Source organism: Cronobacter sp. HA18003 (assembly GCF_011605905.1).
Taxonomy (GTDB): domain Bacteria; phylum Pseudomonadota; class Gammaproteobacteria; order Enterobacterales; family Enterobacteriaceae; genus Cronobacter; species Cronobacter sakazakii.
The window spans coordinates 383,866-405,150 of sequence record NZ_JAANQO010000011.1; the positions used below are offsets into that span (position 1 = coordinate 383,866).

General features: G+C 56.2%; 24 protein-coding genes and 3 tRNA genes. 23 read left to right on the plus strand and 4 right to left on the minus strand.

Features of this window, described 5'->3' with window-relative positions; genetic code table 11:
• The first annotated feature begins 69 nt into the window (after nt 1-69).
• The 16 genes from G6041_RS02785 to sdiA all read left to right on the plus strand — a co-directional run bounded on the left by G6041_RS02785 (nt 70) and on the right by sdiA (nt 13,303).
• Nucleotides 70-1,203: a DegT/DnrJ/EryC1/StrS family aminotransferase gene (locus G6041_RS02785; protein ID WP_007850978.1), complete on the plus strand. Its 1,134-nt coding sequence runs from the start codon at nt 70-72 to the stop codon at nt 1,201-1,203.
• Entirely contained in the window at nt 1,200-1,838 is a 639-nt protein-coding gene (locus tag G6041_RS02790) for an acetyltransferase (protein WP_012124410.1), read from the plus strand. Before G6041_RS02785 ends, G6041_RS02790 begins: the two co-directional genes overlap by 4 nt.
• Nucleotides 1,839-1,875: 37 nt before the next feature.
• Nucleotides 1,876-2,115 carry a hypothetical protein gene (locus G6041_RS02795; RefSeq protein WP_032988410.1) on the plus strand — a complete coding sequence of 80 codons (240 nt, stop codon included), beginning with the start codon at nt 1,876-1,878 and terminating at the stop codon, nt 2,113-2,115.
• Between the two features lie 16 nt (nt 2,116-2,131).
• Nucleotides 2,132-2,878, plus strand: coding sequence for an SDR family NAD(P)-dependent oxidoreductase (locus G6041_RS02800; RefSeq protein WP_032988482.1), 747 nt, complete (start codon nt 2,132-2,134; stop codon nt 2,876-2,878).
• 12 nt (nt 2,879-2,890) lie between these two features.
• Nucleotides 2,891-3,634 carry an SDR family NAD(P)-dependent oxidoreductase gene (locus G6041_RS02805; protein ID WP_012124413.1) on the plus strand — a complete coding sequence of 248 codons (744 nt, stop codon included), beginning with the start codon at nt 2,891-2,893 and terminating at the stop codon, nt 3,632-3,634.
• Complete coding sequence (locus tag G6041_RS02810; RefSeq protein WP_012124414.1) at nt 3,631-3,777, plus strand: hypothetical protein; 147 nt, start codon at nt 3,631-3,633, stop codon at nt 3,775-3,777. Before G6041_RS02805 ends, G6041_RS02810 begins: the two co-directional genes overlap by 4 nt.
• Nucleotides 3,774-5,189 carry an AMP-binding protein gene (locus tag G6041_RS02815; protein WP_012124415.1) on the plus strand — a complete coding sequence of 472 codons (1,416 nt, stop codon included), beginning with the start codon at nt 3,774-3,776 and terminating at the stop codon, nt 5,187-5,189. Before G6041_RS02810 ends, G6041_RS02815 begins: the two co-directional genes overlap by 4 nt.
• Entirely contained in the window at nt 5,182-6,264 is a 1,083-nt protein-coding gene (locus G6041_RS02820; protein ID WP_012124416.1) for a LuxE/PaaK family acyltransferase, read from the plus strand. The genes G6041_RS02815 and G6041_RS02820 overlap by 8 nt, the downstream gene beginning before the upstream one ends.
• Nucleotides 6,248-7,450, plus strand: coding sequence for an acyl-CoA reductase (locus G6041_RS02825; protein WP_012124417.1), 1,203 nt, complete (start codon nt 6,248-6,250; stop codon nt 7,448-7,450). Before G6041_RS02820 ends, G6041_RS02825 begins: the two co-directional genes overlap by 17 nt.
• A 132-nt stretch (nt 7,451-7,582) precedes the next feature.
• A complete protein-coding gene (locus G6041_RS02830) occupies nt 7,583-8,302 on the plus strand; it encodes an RNA polymerase sigma factor FliA (RefSeq protein WP_004387973.1) in 720 nt (239 codons plus the stop codon).
• 60 nt (nt 8,303-8,362) lie between these two features.
• Nucleotides 8,363-8,911, plus strand: coding sequence for a flagella biosynthesis regulatory protein FliZ (gene fliZ / locus G6041_RS02835; RefSeq protein ID WP_004387974.1), 549 nt, complete (start codon nt 8,363-8,365; stop codon nt 8,909-8,911).
• A gap of 85 nt (nt 8,912-8,996) precedes the next feature.
• The gene (tcyJ, locus tag G6041_RS02840; protein WP_012124419.1) at nt 8,997-9,797 is read left to right on the plus strand and encodes a cystine ABC transporter substrate-binding protein; all 801 of its coding nucleotides are present in this window, start codon (nt 8,997-8,999) and stop codon (nt 9,795-9,797) included.
• Between the two features lie 94 nt (nt 9,798-9,891).
• The gene (gene dcyD / locus G6041_RS02845) at nt 9,892-10,884 is read left to right on the plus strand and encodes a D-cysteine desulfhydrase (RefSeq protein ID WP_012124421.1); all 993 of its coding nucleotides are present in this window, start codon (nt 9,892-9,894) and stop codon (nt 10,882-10,884) included.
• Nucleotides 10,885-10,907: 23 nt separating this feature from the next.
• Nucleotides 10,908-11,576, plus strand: a complete 669-nt coding sequence (gene tcyL / locus G6041_RS02850) for a cystine ABC transporter permease (protein WP_004387977.1) — start codon at nt 10,908-10,910, stop codon at nt 11,574-11,576.
• Nucleotides 11,573-12,325 (plus strand): L-cystine ABC transporter ATP-binding protein TcyN, encoded by a 753-nt coding sequence (tcyN, locus tag G6041_RS02855; RefSeq protein ID WP_012124422.1) that lies wholly within the window; start codon nt 11,573-11,575, stop codon nt 12,323-12,325. Before tcyL ends, tcyN begins: the two co-directional genes overlap by 4 nt.
• Before the next feature lie 252 nt (nt 12,326-12,577).
• Nucleotides 12,578-13,303 carry a transcriptional regulator SdiA gene (gene sdiA / locus G6041_RS02860; RefSeq protein ID WP_004387980.1) on the plus strand — a complete coding sequence of 242 codons (726 nt, stop codon included), beginning with the start codon at nt 12,578-12,580 and terminating at the stop codon, nt 13,301-13,303.
• A 73-nt stretch (nt 13,304-13,376) separates the two neighbouring features.
• Here sdiA and G6041_RS02865 read toward each other — a convergent pair whose 3' ends face one another.
• Entirely contained in the window at nt 13,377-13,601 is a 225-nt protein-coding gene (locus tag G6041_RS02865; RefSeq protein WP_004387981.1) for a DUF2594 family protein, read from the minus strand.
• A 483-nt stretch (nt 13,602-14,084) separates the two neighbouring features.
• Here G6041_RS02865 and uvrY point away from each other — a divergent pair, with 483 nt between their 5' ends.
• The 7 genes from uvrY (at nt 14,085) to G6041_RS02900 (ending at nt 18,616) form a co-directional block, all read left to right on the plus strand.
• On the plus strand, nt 14,085-14,741 hold the full coding sequence (gene uvrY, locus G6041_RS02870; protein WP_004387982.1) for a UvrY/SirA/GacA family response regulator transcription factor: 657 nt from the start codon (nt 14,085-14,087) through the stop codon (nt 14,739-14,741).
• Entirely contained in the window at nt 14,738-16,570 is a 1,833-nt protein-coding gene (uvrC, locus tag G6041_RS02875) for an excinuclease ABC subunit UvrC (RefSeq protein ID WP_012124423.1), read from the plus strand. The genes uvrY and uvrC overlap by 4 nt, the downstream gene beginning before the upstream one ends.
• 56 nt (nt 16,571-16,626) lie before the next feature.
• Nucleotides 16,627-17,175, plus strand: coding sequence for a CDP-diacylglycerol--glycerol-3-phosphate 3-phosphatidyltransferase (gene pgsA, locus G6041_RS02880; protein WP_004387984.1), 549 nt, complete (start codon nt 16,627-16,629; stop codon nt 17,173-17,175).
• Between the two features lie 166 nt (nt 17,176-17,341).
• Nucleotides 17,342-17,417 (plus strand) — tRNA-Gly (locus G6041_RS02885).
• A gap of 53 nt (nt 17,418-17,470) precedes the next feature.
• A tRNA-Cys gene (locus tag G6041_RS02890) sits at nt 17,471-17,544 on the plus strand.
• Between the two features lie 12 nt (nt 17,545-17,556).
• A tRNA-Leu gene (locus G6041_RS02895) sits at nt 17,557-17,643 on the plus strand.
• A gap of 553 nt (nt 17,644-18,196) precedes the next feature.
• Nucleotides 18,197-18,616 carry a GNAT family N-acetyltransferase gene (locus tag G6041_RS02900; RefSeq protein WP_041460467.1) on the plus strand — a complete coding sequence of 140 codons (420 nt, stop codon included), beginning with the start codon at nt 18,197-18,199 and terminating at the stop codon, nt 18,614-18,616.
• A gap of 28 nt (nt 18,617-18,644) precedes the next feature.
• Here G6041_RS02900 and tyrP read toward each other — a convergent pair whose 3' ends face one another.
• The 3 genes from tyrP to yecR form a co-directional block, all read right to left on the minus strand.
• Nucleotides 18,645-19,853: a tyrosine transporter TyrP gene (tyrP, locus tag G6041_RS02905; RefSeq protein ID WP_012124426.1), complete on the minus strand. Its 1,209-nt coding sequence runs from the start codon at nt 19,851-19,853 to the stop codon at nt 18,645-18,647.
• A gap of 237 nt (nt 19,854-20,090) precedes the next feature.
• Complete coding sequence (ftnA, locus tag G6041_RS02910) at nt 20,091-20,588, minus strand: non-heme ferritin (protein ID WP_004387987.1); 498 nt, start codon at nt 20,586-20,588, stop codon at nt 20,091-20,093.
• A gap of 262 nt (nt 20,589-20,850) precedes the next feature.
• Entirely contained in the window at nt 20,851-21,198 is a 348-nt protein-coding gene (gene yecR, locus G6041_RS02915) for a YecR family lipoprotein (protein WP_007868822.1), read from the minus strand.
• Nucleotides 21,199-21,285 lie beyond the last annotated feature (87 nt).

Sequence of the window (21,285 nt, forward strand, 5' to 3'; positions counted from 1 at the left end):
CGCGTCGCGACGGCATTACCCATACCGGCCGGGGCCGGCAACGTTTGGTGTAAAACACCGAGGTGTATCATGCAAAATCTATTTGTCACCAGCCCGCTGCTGCCGCCGCTGGAAGAGTTTATCCCGTATCTTGAGCAGATCTGGGAAAACAAATACCTGACCAACGGCGGTCCGTTTCATCAGGAGCTGGAAACGCGGCTCGCGGAGTATCTCGGCGTGGAACACCTCTGCCTGTTTTCCAACGGCACGCTGGCGCTCCTGACCGCGCTGCAGGCGCTGCGCATTACGGGTGAAGTGATCACCACCCCGTATTCGTTCGTCGCCACCTCCCACTCGCTGCTGTGGAACGGCCTGACGCCGGTTTTCGCCGATATCGACCCGGTCACCTGTAATATCGATCCGAACAAAATCGAACAGCTGATCACGCCAGCGACCTCGGCTATCCTGCCGGTCCACTGCTACGGCCTGCCGTGTGATGTCGACAAAATTCAGTCCATCGCCGACGCCTGGGGCCTGAAGGTGATTTACGACGCCGCGCATGCGTTTGGCGTGAAGAAAAACCACCAGAGCATCCTGAACTGCGGCGATCTGTCGATCCTGAGCTTCCATGCGACCAAAGTTTTCAACACCTTTGAAGGCGGGGCAATTATTTGCCCGGACGCGCGCATGAAACAGCGCATCGACTACCTGAAAAACTTCGGCTTTGCCGGGGAAACGACCGTTGTGGCACCGGGCATCAACGCCAAAATGAATGAAGTGCAGGCGGCATTCGGCCTGGTGCAGCTTGGGCATATCGATAACGCGCTGGCGAACCGCGCGGCAATCCATGACCGCTACTGCGAGTGGCTTGCTGATATCCCTGGCATCGAAACCTTCAGCGCGCCGGATGATGTGGAGTGGAACCACTCTTACTTCCCGATCCGCGTGAACGACGACTTCCCGGTCAGCCGCGACGCGCTCTATGAAGCGCTGAAAGCCGAAAATATTTACTCACGCCGCTACTTCTACCCGCTTATCAGCGCGTTCTCGATGTACCGACATCTGCCATCGGCGCAGCCGCAACATCTGCCGATAGCGACCGGTATCGCCGAGCGTATTTTGTGTCTGCCGATTTTCCCGGATCTGACCGAAGAGGATCAGCGCCGCGTGGTGGACGCTATCCGCGCGCAGGCCGCGCTCGGCCTTGCGGAGAAAGTGGCATGAAGCTTGGCATTTACGGCGCGGGCGGGTTAGGGCGCGAGGTGCTGATGCTGGCGCGCGCCATTAACCAGTGCACGTCGCGCTGGAGCGAGATTTTCTTTATTGACGACGTAACCGACGCGCAGGAGGTCTACGGCGCGGCGGTGGTGCGTTTCGACGCGCGTCCGGCGGAGTGCGAAGTGGCAATCGCCATTGGCGAACCGGCGCTGCGCCAGCGTCTGGCGCAAAAGCTCGCAGGCAACGCGCCGCTTGCGACGCTTATTCACCCGAATGTCGATGTCCCGTCGCAAAGCGAGATCCGCGCAGGCGCGATCCTCTGCGATGGCGCTTTTATCTCTTGCGGTGTGACGATTGGCAAAAACGTACTGGTCCTGCCGCGCGCCTGCGTCGGTCACGACTGCGTTATAGGGGAAAATAGTGTCGTATCTGGCATGGTGGCGCTGGCGGGCCACTGTGTAGTGGGCGAGCGCGTATTCATCGGTATGAATAGTTGCGTAAAAGAGCAGACCCGCATCGGCGATGACGCCATCGTCGGAATGGGTTCTGCGGTATTCAGCGACGTGGCGGACGCCACGATCGTACTGGGCAACCCGGCCAGGGCGATGCGCCAGAATACCGAAGGCAAGGTATTTAAATAAGCGCCGCGACAGAACATTTTTTATCTGGAGTATGACCATGACGAACTTAGTGAAGTACAACACCATTTTTATGGAAACCTTTGAAGTGCCGGAAGAAATGCTGGCGGATTACAAATATCAGGACACCCCGTCCTGGGATTCCGTAGGCCACATGACCATGATCGCCGCACTGGAAGAAACCTTCGACATCATGATGGATACCGAAGACATCATTGACTTTACCTCCTGGCAGAAAGGCAAAGAGATCCTGCAAAAATACGACGTAGAAATCGCCTGATATGACGGAGGTCAGCATGCTGCTCGTGGGAAAAAACGCGGTGATCACCGGCTGTCTGCAGGGGATCGGCAACGCCACGATGGTCGCTTATGCGCGGCACGGGGCGAATATCTTCGCCTGCGTTCAGCAGGAAGACGCGGCGTTCAGCGCGCAAATCGCTGAACTTTCTTCGCAATATGGCGTGACCATCACGCCGGTCTGCTTTGATTTGCTGGACGACGCGTCCATCAAGCAGGCGGCGATGGCGATTCAGAAAGCGAAAGTGCCGGTAGATATCCTGGTGAATGTGGCGGGCGTGACGCTCGATGCGCTGTTCCCGATGGTCACCATGGAGCAGTTGCACAAGACCTTCGCCATCAACTTCTTTTCACAGATGGTGTTCACCCAGTACCTGACGCGCCTGATGCTGCGCAATAAACGCGGCAGCATCATCAATATCTCGAGCATTTCCGGCCTTGACGGCAACAGCGGGCAGCTCGCCTACGCGGCGTCGAAAGCCGCGATGGTGGCGGCGACCAAAACGCTCTCCATTGAGCTGGCACCGCAGGGCATTCGCGTGAACGCGGTGGCGCCAGGCGTTATCGCCACGCCGATGACTGAAAACCTCGCAAGCGACGTGGTGGAAAGCAAGCTCGCGCAGAGCGCCCTGCGCCGCACCGGGCGTGCCGACGAAGTGGCCGACACGCTGGTGTGGCTTGGCTCTGACGCGGCGAGCTTTGTGACGGGCCAGGTACTGCGCGTCGATGGCGGGATCGGTTATTAAAAGGGGAAGCCCATGTTGTTGAAAGAGAAAAACGTCATTATCACCGGTTGCGCGCGCGGTATCGGGCGCGCGATGGTGGAGGCTTTCGCCGCCGAAGGCGCGTGCATTTACGCGCATGCGCGCAGCGAAACGCCGGAATTTTTGGCTGATATGGCAGCGCTTGCCGATCGTTACCAGGTGGAGATCTGGCCGCTGTGCTTTGATCTGACCGATAACGACGCAATGAAAGGCGCGGTGAAACGGCTGATGAGCGACAAACGTCCGCTGCACGCGCTGGTTAACAACGCGGGTGTTATCTGGAACGCGCTGTTCCAGATGACCACGATGCAGACGCTGCGAGAACAATTTGAGGTGAATTTTTTCTCGCTGTTCAGCCTGACTCAGATGGTGTCAAAGCTGATGACGCGTCAGCGTTTTGGCAGCATTGTGAATATCGCCTCGACTGCCGCCGAAGATGGTAATTCAGGTAAAGCGGCCTATGGCGCGGCCAAAGCGGCAGTGGTCGCGCTGACCCGCACGATCGCCACAGAGCTTGGCGAGCAGGGGATTCGCGCCAACTGCATCGCGCCGGGTATGACTGAAACCGACATGCTTTCAGCCATGCCGGATTACGTTATCGAAGAGACCCGTAACAGCACTGATCTGCGCCGCCTCGGCGCGCCGCAGGAGATAGCCGCCGCCGCCGTCTGGCTGGCGTCTGATCTTTCATCGTATGTAACGGGCCAGACGATACGTGTTGATGGTGGCATGCGATGAACTGCTGTGCTGCTAACCAAGTTCAGATCGATTTCTTCATTCCGCAGGGCTACGGCCCGGCGGGCGAATACGCCTGGATGCTGGAGCAGTGCGGCCTGACCGCGCCACAGGTTACACAACAGATTCTGGATGCGGTGTTATGACGGATGCGCCTTTCTGGCAACTGACACACGCGCCGCGCGACGCCGTGGCGCTGACTGAAGACGGCGGCGCGACGTTTACATATGGCGAGCTGGCTGACCGCGTGGCGCAGGTGCGCGCGCATCTGCCTGCCCGCGCGCTGATGTTTTGCTTTTGCGAAAACAGCGCGGGGTCGCTCACCGGTTATCTCGCGGCGCTCAACGCCCGCGCGGTGCCGGTGATGCTCGACGGCCAGCTCGATGAGACGCTGGCTAATGCGCTGTTCGCGCGCTGGCGGCCGGGGTTTCTCTGGCTGCCGGAAGGCCGCGCGTGGCCGGGCGAGGTGCTGCTGCGCCAGGACGGGTATCAGCTTATCGCGACGAACGAGCCGGCACCGGCGATGGACGACGCGCTGGCGCTGCTGATAACGACCTCCGGCTCGACCGGCAGCCCGAAACTGGTACGCCAGAGCTATGACAATCTTCTCAGCAACTGCGCGAGCATTTGCGACTATCTGGCGATTGACGCGAACGAGCGTCCGCTGGTCTATCTGCCGATGAACTATGTGTATGGTTTATCGGTGATTCATTCCCACCTGGCGCAGGGCGCGACGCTGCTGATGACCCGCAGCGGCCCGGTGCAGCCGGGTTTCTGGGCGTTTGTGAAAAGCCAGCAGGCCACATCGCTCGCGGGCGTTCCTTATACCTTCGAAATGCTCAATAAGCTGCGCTTTATGCGCATGACGCTGCCGTCGCTGCGAACGTTGACGCAGGCGGGCGGCAAGCTCTCTGCAGCGCTGCATGAGGCGTTCGCCGCCTGGGCGCAAGAGCAGGGCAAGCGTTTTGTGGTGATGTATGGCGCGTCGGAAGCGACCTCGCGAATGGGTTATCTGCCCGTGGAGCACGCGGCGGCAATGCCGGGCGCGATGGGAGTCGCCATTCCGGGCGGGCGCTTTACGCTTGAAGATGAAAACGGCGTGGAAATTACCGCGGCGGGTGTGGCTGGCGAGCTTATCTATTACGGCCCGAACGTCTGTCATGGTTATGCGCTGGAACGGGCATGTCTCGCGCGCACCGATGATTTTAACGGGCGGCTCGCGACAGGCGATCTGGCCCGCCGTGACGACAATGGCATTTACACCATCGTCGGGCGTAAAAAACGGTTCCTGAAAGTGTTCGGCAACCGCGTCGGGCTCGATGAGCTGGAACAGCTGGTGAAAAACCATTTTGTGGGGCTTGAGTGCGCGACAGGCGGCGTTGATGACCGCATCACGCTGTTTCTGACCGATGAAACCCAGGCCGAAACGGTTAAAAGCTGGCTGGCGCAGACCTGCCAGCTACACCACAGCGCGTTTCGCGTGGTGATCCTGGAGGCTATCCCGAAAAACGCCGCCGGAAAAACGCTTTATGCACAACTGGAGGCGCTCAGTGCTTGATTACGCGCAGTGGTTACAGCAACCCCCTTATTCGCTGGCGCGCGATGAAAAGCGCGCGCTGATGATGCAGCGCCTGCAATGGCTGACGGAACATCACCGCGCGAACTGCGCGCCGTACCGGGCAATGCTTGACGGCCTTGGCGTGGATGTCGCCGCGCTGAGCGCGCCGGAGGATGTGCCGTTTCTGCCGGTGTCGCTGTTTAAAACCCTGACGCTTGCGAGCATGCCGCCCGACGAAGCCGTGAAGGTGATGACCTCATCCGGCACCACGGGCCAGGCGGTGTCGCGGATCTATCTGGATAAGCAAACGGCGGCCAACCAGCAGAAAACGCTGGTGAAGATCGTCAGCGCCTTTACCGGCGCGGGGCGTTTGCCGATGCTTATCATCGACGCGCCGTCGGTACTGAAAGATCGCACCATGTTTTCCGCGCGCGGCGCGGGCATTCTGGGGTTTTCAATCTTCGGGGCCGATCGCGCCTTTGCGCTTGATGACGAGATGAATCTCGATATTGACGGTATTACCGCGTTTCTTGCGAAACACGCGGGCAAGCCGGTGCTGCTGTTTGGGTTCACATTTATGATCTGGCAGCATTTCTGGCGCGCGCTTTCGCAACGCGGTCAGCGGATCGATCTCAGCCAGGGCATTTTGATCCACGGCGGCGGCTGGAAAAAACTCGCCAGCGAAGCGGTGTCGCCGCAGGAGTTCGCCCGCCGTCTGCACGACGTGTGCGGCCTGACGCGTATTTATGACTATTACGGCATGGTGGAACAGACCGGCTGCATTTACATGCAGTGCGAACAGGGCCACCTGCACGCCAGTATTTTTTCCGATGTGATTATCCGCGATCCGCACGATTTCTCGGTGTGCCCGCCGGGGCGCGCGGGGATCGTGCAGGTGCTGTCGCTTATTCCGGAATCCTATCCGGGGCATTCGCTGCTTACGGAAGATGAGGGCGTTTTGCTTGGCGAGGATGATTGCCCTTGCGGGCGGCACGGTAAATATTTCCGCATCAACGGACGCCTGCAACAGGCCGAAATCAGAGGATGTAGCGACACTTATGCAGCCCAGTTTTGACAACCTCACTTTTCTGCTGGGCGACGCCGCACAGCTCGCCGCCCTTGAGCGTTTTCGCCCGCGCGCGCCGTTTGATGACGAGACGCTGACGTTTTTAAGCGAATTTTCCCGGAAGCTACTGGCCGACCCGCGCGTGCGCGCCTACAGCGATGTGGTGAGCCTCGCGTTCTGGTGTCGTCCGGCGTCGCTTGAAAAATTGCGCCAGGAATTTATGCCGCAGGGCATTACCCAGGGCCGCGGCGTGGCGTTTCATATCGCGCCGTCCAACGTGGCGGTGAATTTCGCGTTTTCGCTGGCGGCGGGGCTGCTCACCGGCAACGCCAATATCGTCAGGCTCTCCTCAAAACCGTTCCCCCAGACCGCGCTGATTTGCGACGCGCTGAAAGGGGCGCTGTCACAGGTGCCGTCGATGGCGGCGAGCCTTTGTCTTGTGCAGTACCCGCACGACGCGGCGCTGACGGATTATTTCTCCGCGCTCTGTGACGCGCGGCTTATCTGGGGCGGCGATCGCACGATCAGCGAGGTGCGCCGCTCGGCGCTGCGCCCTCGCGCGGTGGATATCGCCTTTGCGGATCGTTACTCCTTTGCGGTGATCAACGCCGACGCGTGGCTTGCGGCGCCGGATAAAGCGCGCCTGCTGGAAGCGTTTTACAACGATACGCTACTGACCGCGCAGCAGGCGTGTACGGCCGCGAAAATGGTGGTGTGGACCGGCGAGCGTACCGATGAAGCGCGTGCGCAGTTCTGGCCCGCGTTTCGCGACTGGTGCGGCGAGCGCTACGCGCCGCTGCCTGCGACCGCCGTGAGCAATCTGGCGTGGTTTTGCGCCCAGACTGTCAACGATCCGACGCTCAGGCGCATCGCGCAGCCGGATAATCGTCTTTTCCTGGCGCAAACTGACGCGCCGGATGGCGCGTTGCTGGCGGATCATCACCAGAGCGGTGTGTTTATTGAATATGTGGCGCAGGATCTGCTGGACATCGCGCCACTGTGCGGGGAGAAGTGCCAGACGATCGTCACGTTTGGTGTCGATCCTGAGGAATTTCAACGCTTTCTGGCGATCGCGAAACCGCGCGGCGTCGATCGCGTGGTGCCTCTGGGGCAAAGTATGCAGTTTTCTTTGCTGTGGGACGGGTATCCGCTGGCCGATATGCTGACCCGCCGTTTAACTTTAATTTCTTATTAATCAACTTATTTTCAGTGATTTAGCGCATAACCTGAAAATAACCCCTTATTTAGACCATTATTCTCCCGATTAAAAAGCGCTGTAGAATTAGATAATCACGCCGATAACTCAACTAACGCAGGGCTGTTTATCGTGAATTCTCTCTATACCGCTGATGGTGTAATGGATAAACACTCGCTCTGGCAGCGTTATGTCCCGCTGGTGCGTCACGAAGCGTTGCGCCTGCAGGTGCGTTTGCCGGCGAGCGTCGAACTGGACGATTTGTTACAGGCGGGCGGCATCGGCTTGCTGAATGCTGTAGAACGCTACGACGCCCTGCAAGGAACGGCATTTACCACTTACGCAGTGCAGCGTATACGTGGCGCGATGCTGGACGAGCTGCGCAGCCGTGACTGGGTGCCACGCAGTGTCCGACGCAACGCGCGCGAGGTGGCGCAGGCAATAGGCCAACTGGAGCAGGAACTGGGACGTAACGCGACGGAACTGGAGGTCGCAGAGCGACTGAGTATCCCGCTTGAAGAATATCGTCAGATGTTGCTCGACACGAACAACAGTCAGCTGTTCTCGTATGACGAATGGCGTGAAGAGCATGGCGATAGCATCGAACTGGTGACGGAAGATAACCAGAACGAAAACCCGCTGCATCAACTGCTGGAAAGCAATTTGCGCGAGCGTGTTATGGAAGCGATTGAATCGCTGCCGGAGCGCGAGCAGATGGTGCTGACGCTGTACTACCAGGAAGAGCTGAATCTTAAAGAGATTGGCGCGGTACTGGAAGTGGGCGAGTCAAGGGTGAGCCAGTTGCATAGCCAGGCCATCAAACGTCTGCGTACCAAGCTGGGTAAGCTATAGGTTGTTGATTCGTCATCATCCTGGTAATGCCGCACACAGGAACGACAACCAGGAGTTATCATGACGGCGCAGCAACCTAAAAGGCGGCCCCTGAGCCGCTACCTTAAAGATTTCAAGCACTCACAGACGCATTGTGCGCATTGTCACAAGCTGCTGGATCGCATTACGCTGGTTCATCGCGGCGAAATTGTGAACAAGATAGCGATCGCTGCGCTCGACACGTTGCTTGACGAGGCCACCTGGGAGCAGGAAAAGCAGGACTGGGTGGCGCTTTGCCGCTTCTGTGGCGATCTGCATTGTAAAGAGCAGAGCAACTACTTCGATATCATCGGCTTTAAGCAATATCTCTTCGAGCAAACCGATATGAGCCACGGCACGATCCGCGAATATGTGGTGCGCCTGCGCCGTCTCGGCGCGCATCTCACCCAACGCCAGGTGCCGCTCTCGCTTGCCCGTCAGGATAATCTTGACGAGCATCTTGAGGCGTGGCTGCCGCTCACCAGTACCAACAATTATCGTATTGCGCTTCGTAAGTATGCCCAGTATCAGCAGCTCTCGTCACTGCCGACAGAGAAAACCGACTCAACGGCAACTTCTGATATATATTAAAAAAGCATAAGTTGTAGCACAGTGGTTTTGATTTCTTTGCGTAACTACTTACACTAGCACTTAATTTCGTTAATTCGGGGTACTTATGAAACTTGCACTTTTGGGTCGTCAGGCGCTGATGGGCGTTATGGCGGTCGCGCTGGTCGCGGGCATGAGCGTGAAAACCTATGCTGCGGAAAATTTGCTGAATAAAGTTAAAGAACGCGGCACGCTGCTGGTGGGGCTTGAAGGCACTTATCCGCCGTTTAGCTTCCAGGGCGATGACGGTAAGCTGACCGGCTTTGAAGTGGAGTTCGCCGAGGCGCTCGCGAAGCACCTGGGCGTGAAAGCCTCGCTTAAACCGACCAAATGGGACGGGATGCTGGCGTCGCTGGACTCTAAGCGTATCGACGTGGTGATTAACCAGGTCACCATCTCCGATGAGCGCAAGAAAAAATATGATTTCTCAACGCCGTATACCGTTTCCGGTATTCAGGCGCTGGTGAAGAAAGAGAACGCCGACAGCATTAAAACCGCGGCCGATCTCAAGGGTAAAAAAGTGGGTGTTGGTCTTGGCACCAACTACGAAGAGTGGCTGCGCCAGAACGTGCAGGGCGTGGATATCCGCACCTATGACGACGACCCGACCAAATATCAGGATCTGCGCGTAGGCCGTATCGACGCCATTCTGGTGGACCGCCTGGCGGCGCTGGATCTGGTGAAGAAGACCAACAACACGCTGGCCGCGGCCGGTGAACCGTTCTCTCGTCAGGAAGCGGGCGTGGCTATCCGCAAAGGCAACGACGATTTCGTCAAGGCCGTTGATAACGCCATCGTCGAGATGCAGAAAGATGGCACGCTCAAGAAAATCTCTGAGAAGTGGTTTGGCGCGGACGTGACCAAATAACGGCTTCGCTGCGCAATAAAGGTGCTGATATCAGCGCCTTTTTTTATGCCTGCGAAAAATTGCTGCATAATGACGGTTTAACCGCTGAACTGGCATGAGGTTTACCATGCAAAATCTTACCCGCTATGCGCGCCTTGAGCTTATCGGCGCGCCCACGCCGCTGGAGTTTCTGCCGCGCCTGTCTGACTACCTGGGCCGCGAAATTTTCATCAAGCGCGATGACGCGATGCCGGTGGCGATGGGCGGCAATAAGCTGCGCAAGCTGGAGTTTCTCGCAGCCCAGGCGCTGCGCGAAGGGGCCGACACGCTGGTGACGGCGGGCGCGATACAGTCTAACCATGTGCGCCAGACGGCGGCAGTGGCCGCGCGCCTCGGCCTGCACTGCGTGGCGCTGCTGGAAAACCCGATCGCCACGCGCGAAGAGAATTACCTCACTAACGGCAACCGGCTGCTGCTGGATCTCTTTAATGTGCAGGTCGAGATGTGCGATGCGCTGGACGCACCAGACCAGCAGCTTGACGAGCTGGCGGTTCGCCTTGAAGCGCAGGGCTTCCGGCCTTATGTCATTCCGGTTGGCGGCTCGAACGTGCTGGGCGCGCTCGGCTATGTCGAAAGCACGCTCGAGATCGTACAGCAGTGCGAAGGCGTGGTGCGCCCGTCATCCGTAGTGGTCGCCTCCGGCAGCGCCGGAACGCACGCGGGGCTCGCCGTCGGGCTGGAGCAGGGGATGCCGGAGGCTGAACTTATCGGCGTGACGGTCTCGCGAAGCGTCGCCGCGCAGAAGCCGAAAGTCGTCGCGCTGCAGCAGGGCGTTGCAAAAGCGCTGGAGCTGGAAGCGCGCGCCGATATTTTACTGTGGGATGACTATTTCGCGCCGGGTTACGGCGTGCCGAACGACGAGGGCATGGAAGCGGTGAAGCTGCTGGCGCGTCTCGAAGGCATTTTGCTTGACCCGGTTTATACCGGCAAAGCGATGGCGGGGCTCATTGACGGCATCGCGCAGAACCGTTTTAAAGATAACGGCCCGATTCTCTTTATTCACACCGGCGGCGCTCCGGCGCTGTTCGCGTACCATCCGCATGTCTGAAAACGCAGGGTGAAACCACTATAATGCAGGAAAGTATCCAACTGGTTATCGATTCGGCACCCTTTCTCCTGAAAGGGGCCGTTTTTACGCTACAGCTCAGCATCGGCGGCATGTTTTTCGGCCTGGTGTTAGGCTTTTTGCTGGCCATGATGCGGCTGTCGCCTTTCTGGCCTGTCTCGTGGCTGGCGCGGTTTTATATCTCGATTTTTCGCGGTACGCCGCTTATCGCCCAGCTCTTTATGATCTACTACGGTCTGCCGCAGTTCGGCATTGAGCTGGACCCGATCCCGGCGGCGATGATTGGCCTTTCGCTCAATACCGCGGCGTATACCTCTGAGACGCTGCGCGCGGCGATTTCGTCGATTGATAAAGGGCAGTGGGAAGCCGCGGCGAGTATCGGCATGACGCCGTGGCAGACGCTGCGCCGCGCCATTCTGCCGCAGGCCGCCCGCGTGGCGCTGCCGCCGCTCGGCAACAGTTTTATCAGCCTCGTGAAAGATACGTCGCTCGCCGCCACTATCCAGGTGCCGGAACTTTTCCGCCAGGCGCAGCTTATTACCTCGCGCACGCTGGAGGTATTTACGATGTATCTGGCCGCGTCGCTCATCTACTGGGTGATGGCGACGGTGCTTTCTGCCCTGCAAAACCATTTTGAAAACCAGCTAAACCGACAGGAGCGCGATCCGAAATGAGTGCCATTGAGGTCAAAAACCTGGTGAAGAAATTTCACGGGCAGACGGTGCTGCATGGCATTGATCTGGAAGTGCAGACCGGAGAAGTGGTCGCGATTATCGGCCCGAGCGGCTCCGGTAAAACCACGCTTTTGCGTAGTATTAACCTGCTGGAACAGCCCGAGAGCGGTACCGTGCGCGTGGGCGATATCACCATTGATACCGCCAGATCGGCTCGCGAACAGCGCGGCCTGGTGCGGGAGCTGCGACAGCAGGTGGGCTTTGTGTTTCAGAGCTTTAACCTGTTCCCGCACCGTACCGTGCTGGAAAACATTATCGAAGGGCCGGTTATTGTGAAAGGCGAGCCGAAAGCGGAGGCGACGGCGCGCGCCCGTGAACTGCTGGCGAAAGTCGGCCTTTCCGGTAAGGAAAACAGCTACCCGAAGCGGCTTTCCGGCGGTCAGCAGCAGCGTGTGGCGATTGCCCGTGCGCTGGCGATGCGCCCGGAGGTGATTCTGTTCGATGAGCCGACCTCCGCGCTGGATCCTGAACTGGTGGGCGAAGTGCTGAACACTATCCGTCAGCTCGCCCAGGAGAAGCGCACGATGGTTATCGTCACCCATGAGATGAGTTTCGCGCGCGATGTGGCCGATCGCGCGATCTTTATGGATCAGGGCAAAATCGTCGAGCAGGGCGAGGCGAAAGCCCTGTTCGCTAACCCGACACAGCCGCGCACCCGCCAGTTTTTAGACAAATTTCTCAATGCCTGACCCCTTACCCGGTGCGTTTTAGCACCGGGTGCCTTCGCAAACTCCCTGCAAAAAATAAGCCTTAAAAAGTGTCTGACTAATTAATCAGCATATACAGTTCGTTAGCGTTTTAATTTGGCTTAAAGCCTGTGTCTGGCGCAATGTCGCGTGCGGAATGCGGATTATTGATATTAATAATTATGAAGAATGTGTTATTTTGTCATATCACAAAAAAATAATGCTTACAGCACGACAGGAGTTTCGCCCCACAGCATGAAGGAAAGTGACTTTTTTAACTGGCGTCGGGAAATGACGACCCGCTTTCAGGAAATTCAGGATTCAAGCGACATTTATTCGCTCCTGAAAACCGAAACGCAGAACATGGAATATGATTATTTCGCGCTGTGCGTTCGCCATCCTGTGCCTTTCACGCGCCCAAAACTGACGCTGCACACCACCTATCCTGAAGCCTGGCTTGAGCATTACCAGGCGGAAAATTATTACGTGATAGATCCGGTGCTGAAGCCTGCAAATTATCTGGTGGGTCCGCTCTCCTGGAACGACGCGCTGTTCGCCGGCGCCGCAGAAGAGCTCTGGAATGCCGCGCGCGACCACGGTCTGGTCAAGGGCGTAACGCAGTGCGTCATTGCGCCTAACCGCGCCCAGGGATTTTTATCCGTCTCTGGAACCAGCCCGCGTGGACACTCCATGGCGGATGACGAACTGGCGTTGCGACTTCAGCATTTGGTGGAACAAAGCCTGGTTACCATGATGCGCCTGGAAGATCCGGCGGCGACGGTGCTGGAAATGAAACTGAGTAAGCGAGAAAAAGAGATATTGCAGTGGACGGCGGAAGGTAAAACGTCGGCGGAAATTGCGATAATATTATCTATCTCGGAAAATACCGTTAATTTTCACCAGAAAAATATGCAGAAGAAGTTTAATGCTCCAAACAAAACGCAAATTGCCTGTTATGCTGCTGCAATTGGACTGATTTGAGCGGGTCATTTGTTCTGCGTGCCAGACACTCGAACCGGCTGGAAGAATAAACGTTCTCCAGCCGGTTTTTTTATTAACGGCGGTAAGCCTGTTTAATTTGCTTAACGGTATTGGTGTAAACCGCCGCTTGCTCCGCATCTTCCATTTCAGCTATCTGTTTTTCCATTTTAATGATAACCCGGCCCGCATCAGCCTGACCCATTGCCTGCAGCATCAGGGTCAACAGGGATTTCAGGCATGACACCTCGGTAGCCAGTTCCTGGTTGTTCTCTGCGGTGGAAATATCGGGAGTGCTCATGGTTTATCCTCTGTCAGTGTAACGACGTGCAGCGGGCACGCCTGTTGATGTTTTAAGGCGGCGGAGTATACCACAAGGTCCTAAAAAGTAATTAGCGCCGTTTTTTTGAGCGTTTTGTGAGGCGTCTGGCTTATTATAATAAGCTTTTCACCGATAAACGGGATTTCTCAGGGTTCGCTGACGTAGCGGTGAAAATATATGTTTCCAATAAGTTTCTCCGTTGTAAATTTAAAAGTTGCCCATCAGCGCTTTTAAATTGTCAGAAAGTAATATGATATATCCAGAAATGCTGAACCTTGATTTCTGGACGTTTTTTAAGTATCGGTGCCGCTATCGCAGGCTCAAAAACGCGTTTTAACTGGATTTAACCCGCCCGTTGCTTACAGAAGTGCATTTTTTGCGTTTCAAAGTTGACTTAAAAAACGCTAATATGGGGCGAATAAGTTACCAGCAGCGTTATCCCTTTTTGAGGAGTGTTTTCCTTTGATCAACGTTCTTCTTGTTGATGACCACGAACTGGTGCGCGCAGGGATACGACGCATACTTGAAGATATGAAGGGCATTAAGGTGGCAGGCGAAGCCTGCTGCGGCGAGGACGCCATCAAATGGTGTCGCATTCACCCGGTGGATGTGGTGCTGATGGATATGAATATGCCGGGCATTGGCGGCCTGGAGGCGACTCGCAAAATCGCCCGTTATTCTTCAGACATTAAAGTGATCATGCTTACCGTACATACGGAAAACCCGCTTCCGGCTAAAGTGATGCAGGCCGGAGCCGCAGGGTATCTGAGTAAAGGTGCCGCACCCGCCGAGGTGGTGAGCGCTATCCGCTCGGTTCACGCCGGACGGCGCTACATCGCTTCCGACATCGCACAGCAAATGGCGCTCAGTCAGATAGAGCCCGACCGCAGCGAATCCCCCTTCGCGAGTTTGTCGGAAAGGGAATTGCAGATTATGCTGATGATTACCAAAGGCCAGAAGGTCAATGAAATCTCTGAGCAGCTTAATCTCAGCCCTAAAACCGTCAACAGCTACCGCTATCGTATGTTTAGTAAGCTAAACATTCATGGCGATGTTGAGTTGACGCATCTGGCCATCCGCCATGGCCTGTGTAACGCGGAGACCTTATCAAGTCAGTGAGTGAAGTTTTTGATTCCAAATCGTTCCTGAAAACCGTCACCAGCCAGCCTGGCGTCTACCGTATGTATGACGCCAGCGGCACGGTTATCTACGTCGGCAAGGCCAAAGATCTCAAAAAGCGCCTTTCCAGCTATTTCCGAAGCAACCTCGCCAGCCGTAAAACCGAAGCGCTGGTGGCGCAAATCCATAATATCGACGTGACGGTGACTCACACCGAGACCGAAGCGCTGCTGCTGGAGCACAACTACATCAAGCTCTACCAGCCGCGCTATAACGTGCTGCTGCGCGATGACAAATCTTATCCGTATATCTTCCTGAGCGGCGATACGCATCCCCGGCTGGCTATCCACCGCGGCGCGAAACACGCCAAAGGCGAGTATTTCGGCCCGTTCCCGAACGGCTACGCGGTGCGGGAAACGCTCGCGCTGCTGCAAAAGATTTTCCCGATTCGCCAGTGCGAGAACAGCGTCTATCGCAACCGTTCGCGCCCGTGTCTGCAATATCAGATTGGCCGCTGCCTCGGGCCATGCGTCGAAGGGCTGGTGAGCGAAGAAGATTACGCGCAGCAGGTGGAGTACGTGCGACTGTTTCTCGCCGGTAAAGACGACCAGGTGATTAACCAGCTGGTCTCACGCATGGAGCAGGCCAGCCAGAATCTGGCGTTTGAGGAGGCCGCGCGCCTGCGCGACCAGATTCAGGCGGTGCGCCGCGTAACGGAAAAACAGTTTGTCTCCAATAACGGCGATGACCTGGATGTGATAGGCGTGGCGTTTGAATCCGGCATGGCGTGCCTGCACGTGCTGTTTATCCGTCAGGGGAAAGTGCTCGGCAGCCGCAGCTACTACCCGAAAGTGCCGAATGGCACCGAGCTTGCGGAAGTGGTGGAAACGTTTGTCGGGCAGTTCTATCTGCAGGGCAGCCAGATGCGCACGTTACCGGGCGAGATTTTGCTCGATTTCCCGCTCACCACGCCGGAACTGCTGGCCGAGACGCTGACAGAAATCGCCGGGCGTCGTGTGAATGTGCAGACGCGCCCGCGTGGCGATCGCGCCCGATACCTGAAGCTTGCGCGCACCAACGCGGCGACGGCGCTGACCACGCGGCTTTCTCAGCAGTCCACCATCAGCCAGCGTCTTACCGCGCTGGCGCAGGCGCTGCATCTGCCGGAAATAAAGCGCATGGAGTGTTTCGACATCAGCCATACGATGGGCGAGCAGACCGTGGCGTCCTGCGTGGTATTTGACGCGAACGGCCCGCTGCGCGCGGAGTATCGACGCTATAATATTACCGGCATCACACCGGGCGATGATTATGCGGCGATGAATCAGGTGTTGCGCCGTCGCTATGGCAAGGCCATCGAAGAGAGCAAAGTGCCGGATATTATTCTTATCGACGGCGGTAAAGGACAGCTTGGTCAGGCGAAATCCGTTTTTGCCGAGCTGGACGTGCCGTGGGATAAACACCATCCGCTGCTGCTTGGCGTGGCCAAAGGCAGCGATCGTAAAGCCGGGCTGGAAACGCTGTTCCTGGAGCCGGAAGGGGAGGGCTTCGCCTTACCGCCGGATTCTCCGGCGCTGCATGTTATTCAGCATATTCGCGATGAATCGCATAACCATGCGATTACCGGCCACCGTAAAAAACGCGCCAAAGTGAAGAACACCAGTACGCTTGAGACGATTGAAGGCATCGGGCCAAAACGCCGTCAGATGTTGCTCAAATACATGGGTGGATTGCAGCCGCTGTTGAACGCGTCGGTCGAAGAAATTGCGAAAGTGCCGGGCATCTCTCAGGCCCTTGCAGAAAAGATCTACTACTCGTTGAAACATTAAGGGCTATGTAGCAACATAGCGGTAATCTCAAATTATGACAGATAGTTACCTGCACTATGCGATTTAACATCCCTACATTGCTGACGCTGTTTCGAGTCATTCTGATCCCGTTTTTCGTGCTCGCGTTCTATCTGCCTTTTCACTGGGCGCCTTTCGTCTGCGCGTTGATCTTCTGTTTTGCGGCGGTGACCGACTGGTTTGACGGTTTTCTCGCCCGCCGCTGGAATCAAAGCACGCGCTTTGGGGCGTTCCTCGACCCGGTTGCGGATAAAGTGATGGTTGCTATCGCGATGGTGCTGGTCGCCGAGCACTATCACAGCTGGTGGATTACCCTGCCGGCGGCCACTATGATCGCACGTGAAATTATTATCTCCGCGCTGCGTGAATGGATGGCGGAGCTGGGCAAACGCAGCAGCGTGGCCGTCTCCTGGATTGGGAAAGTGAAAACCACCGCGCAGATGATGGCGCTGGTCGGTTTGCTGTGGCGTCCGAATCAGTGGGTTGAGTACGCCGCGATTGCACTCTTTTTCGTCGCTGCAGTGCTGACGTTCTGGTCAATGTTCCAGTATTTGAACGCCGCGCGCGGTGATTTGCTCGAACGTTGATCTATACGGCGCAAAATTCAGCAAACGAATCGCGTTGCCTGAAAATTTCGTTGACTCATTGCGTCAGGTAAGTAGAATGCAACGCATCGAACGGCGGCACGGTTCGCCGGACGGTAAGTAAATCAAGTAATTAGATTAAGCGATTCGCTTTCAGTTACTTCGATAAGCGGGAATAGCTCAGTTGGTAGAGCACGACCTTGCCAAGGTCGGGGTCGCGAGTTCGAGTCTCGTTTCCCGCTCCAAATTTTGATATCAGCCTCTTTGCTGGTGTCAGCCTGAAAAGGCAAGCAATTCTGGCGCGTTAACAAAGCGGTTATGTAGCGGATTGCAAATCCGCCTAGTCCGGTTCGACTCCGGAACGCGCCTCCACTTTCTTCCCGAGCCCGGGTGGTGAAATCGGTAGACACAAGGGATTTAAAATCCCTCGGCGTTCGCGCTGTGCGGGTTCAAGTCCCGCCCCGGGCACCATGGGAAAGACAAGAATAATCAAAGCAATAAGCAGTGTCGTGCAAACCACCTTCGGGTGGTTTTTTATTTTGTCGCGCCGTTTCCTGACATCTTTCCTGACATCATTTCTCGTTTTTTCCTGAGCGGCCACGGCGTCATCACGCTGATTCTTAATGTATTTAGCTGAAGCGCACAACCTGAACACCATCACACTTCGCTAATAAATTCATCAATCATGATATATCATGTATCTGTTTTTCCATTCTGCTGCTACGTTTTAATAGCACCCCATCATGGTGCTCTCTACTCGCTGCAATGAGTTTTCCAGGTCAGCGTTCAGCCCCACGGTTGAGCCATTCTGACGCTGACTCACACGGGGGAAAATCGTACCTTGCAGAATAAGGGCCAGGACGGCGCAAACCATAACAGACTGAGCCAGTCCATGAGGACTGGCTTCTTTTTCCTCCCTCCCCGCACACCAAACTCTTTCCAGAAATACCGCCTGCCGAAATTCGGGGGTTATGTCATCTGCCAGAAACGCTTAAGGTCAGTAAAAGGTAACGAGGAAAAGACGATGGAATATCAGTTAACGGGCACCGCGGATGAAGAACTCAAAGCACGCATAAAAAAACAGGTCGGGCTTTATAACGCAAAGCATATGACGTCTGATCCGCAGGAGCTGATCATCAGCGTCACCGACGCGCAGGGCAATCTGACCGCCGGTCTGACCGGGCGTAGCTACTGGGGCTGCCTGCATATCGAATTTCTGTGGGTCGATGAAAGCCTGCGCGGGCAGGGCACCGGCGCGTCGCTCATGGCGATGGCCGAAGCAGAAGGGCGTAAGCGCGGTTGTAAACGGGTATTTGTGGATACCTTTAGCTTTCAGGCACCGGATTTTTACCGCAAACAGGGGTATGAAATCTACGGCGTGGCACCCGATTATCGCGATGGTCACTCCCGTTTTTACTTCCGCAAAGACCTGAGCGAAAAGTAAAAGCCCCGGCAATGGGGCTTTAACCTGTTCAGCCAACCTCGCGCAATACGCCCGCGCTAATCAAAAACTGTATAGCCACAATGGCGATGCCGCAGGCAAAAACCAGTGCCAGCGTGAGACTGCCCCCCGCGACCTGCCAGCCTGCCGGGTGGCGTTTACGGCTCTGCCAGGCGAGCAGGGAAGGGAGCAGCAGCGCCAGCACCGCCAGCGCCACGCCCGCATAGCCGAGCGCCATGACAAACCCCTGCGGGTAGAAAAGCGAGAAAGCGAGCGGCGGCACAAAAGTCATCAGCCCACTCTGGGCGCGGCCCGCTACGGTGCGGGAGCGTTTAAACATATCCGCCAGATAATCAAACAGCCCGAGCGACACGCCAAGAAACGAGGTGGCCAGCGCCAGATCGGCGAACAGATGCACCGCCAGCTCCACGTGCGGCGAGGCGACGACATCGCGCACCGCCTGCAACAGACCATTCAGGCCAGCATGGGTAGCGAGCAGGCCTATAAAGGTGTCTGACGGGATGGCACCCAGCGTGGCAAGCTGCCAGAACAGATATGCCACCAGCGGAATAGCGCTGCCGGTGATAAAAATCAGCTTAAGTTTGCGGACATCGCCCTTCATATAGCTGACGATACTTGGCACGCTGCCGTGAAAGCCAAATGACGTAAAAATGACCGGCAGCGCGGAGAGCGCCAGGCCTTTTTCCACCGGCAGCGTCAGCAGATTCACCTGATGAATATGCGGCATCATCATCGCCAGCATCACGACCAGAAAAACCGTTTTGGCTGTAAACAGCAGACGATTGACCAGATCCACGCTGTGCGTGCCGATGCTGACGATAAGCCCGCCCACAAGCGTAAACGCCAGCACGCCGGCAGCAGGCGTAATGGCTACGCCCGTCCACTGGCTCAGGCTTGAGGCCAGCAGTTCGCCCGCGCCGCTGATATAGGCCGCCGTCAGCGCATACATCAAAAACAGCATGCTAAACCCGGCCAACCACTGGCCAGGTTTACCCAGATAGTGCAGCGCAAGCGTACCGAGCCCGGTCGATGCAGGCTGGTGCTGATAGACCTCTACCAACAACAGCGCGGTGTAGCACATCAGCCCCCAGAGTAAGAAAAGCAGCAGTGCGGTCACGCCAAAGCCAACGCCCGCCGCAGCCAGCGGCATCGCCAGCATCCCTGCGCCGATAGTCGTACCGGCGACGATAAAAATACTGCCAAAAGTGCGGTTCTTCACGCGGTGTACTGTCCTGCAATCATCAACTGGAAATTTATGCTGCGCAGGGTAAAGAATTCTGTTCACGTCGTCAAACTGACGTTACGTAGGGTGTAATTATTTGTTTACGTCTGGGTGTGCAGGAAGATCTGCTTCAGCCGCTGTTAGCAGCGTCACAAAATAGAGGAAATGAAAGGCGGAGAGCATTAAAAGGCGGGAATAAAAACCGGTAATGACAGTGCCATTACCGGAAAAATATCAGGGCTGAGCGTCGAGCGTCGCCAGCTCTTTATCGATGAAATAAAGCCCTTCACCGCTTTTACCTGCGAGGCTCAGTTTATCCAGCACGGATTTAAACAGTTTTTCTTCTTCATGCTGTTCGGCCACATACCATTGCAGGAAATTAAAAGTGGGATAATCCTGCGTGGTCATCGCCACGTGCGCCAGTGCATTAATCTGGCGGGTGATCAGCTGCTCATGTTCGTACGTCGCCTGAAAGAGCGCATCAAGAGACGCATACTCGGCAAACGGCGACGGCACAGCGTTAATGCGCGGGAAACTGCCAGTATCTGTCAGATAGTTAAAGAGACGCTGCATATGCGTCATCTCTTCCTGCGCGTGGCGGCTTAAAAACGCCGCCGCCCCTTCAAAGCTATGATAGCTGCACCAGGCGCTCATCTGTTGGTAAAGCAGAGAAGAATAGAGTTCAAGATTCATCTGCTCATTAAGTTTTTCAATCATATCTGGCTTCAGCATATTATTCTCCGCGATAACAGGGGTAATTATCGCCGCACTATAATTTGTTATTAAACTGTTTGCAAAAGATAAAATTAAAAAAACGTGGCGTTAATAATGCAAATAGGAATTAAAGTCATTCATTAATTAAATGAGAATTATTATTGCGAAAAAAAGAAATAAATAAGACGGTAAGAATAAACGTAAGAAGGAAAATAACAGAGGGAAGAAAAGAGAAGCGTACACACAGCCACCGCCAGGCGGCGGCAGCTGTAACGCCGGTTTACCAGCCGCTGACCGCGCGGTTATTGATGGTAAAACCCCGGCACTGATACTCCAGCACGATAGATTCCGTCATGCATTGCGTGCCGGTGATAACTGAACACGTTTTGACCGGCGCACCGTAGGCTTCCGCCACGGCATAGCCCCAGTCCTGGCACTGGCGGTTCGCCATAGACTGCGCGACGTAGTTATCGACTTTCGCATGTTGCAGCGGTTGTTCGCTGATACCGAGTCTCACGGTGCCGGTAACTTTACTGCCGCCAACCACTTCCGGCGTTTTAGTAATGGTGCAACCGCTCAGCGCGAGCAGCGCGGTAATGAAAATGACCTTGCGCATCGGTGTTCTCACAAAGTTTGCCTTCATAACATCATGCCACGCCATAGCCTGTCGCAATCGCCTGAAAAGCCCCCGGATCACCCCGTATCCCGCGCTTTA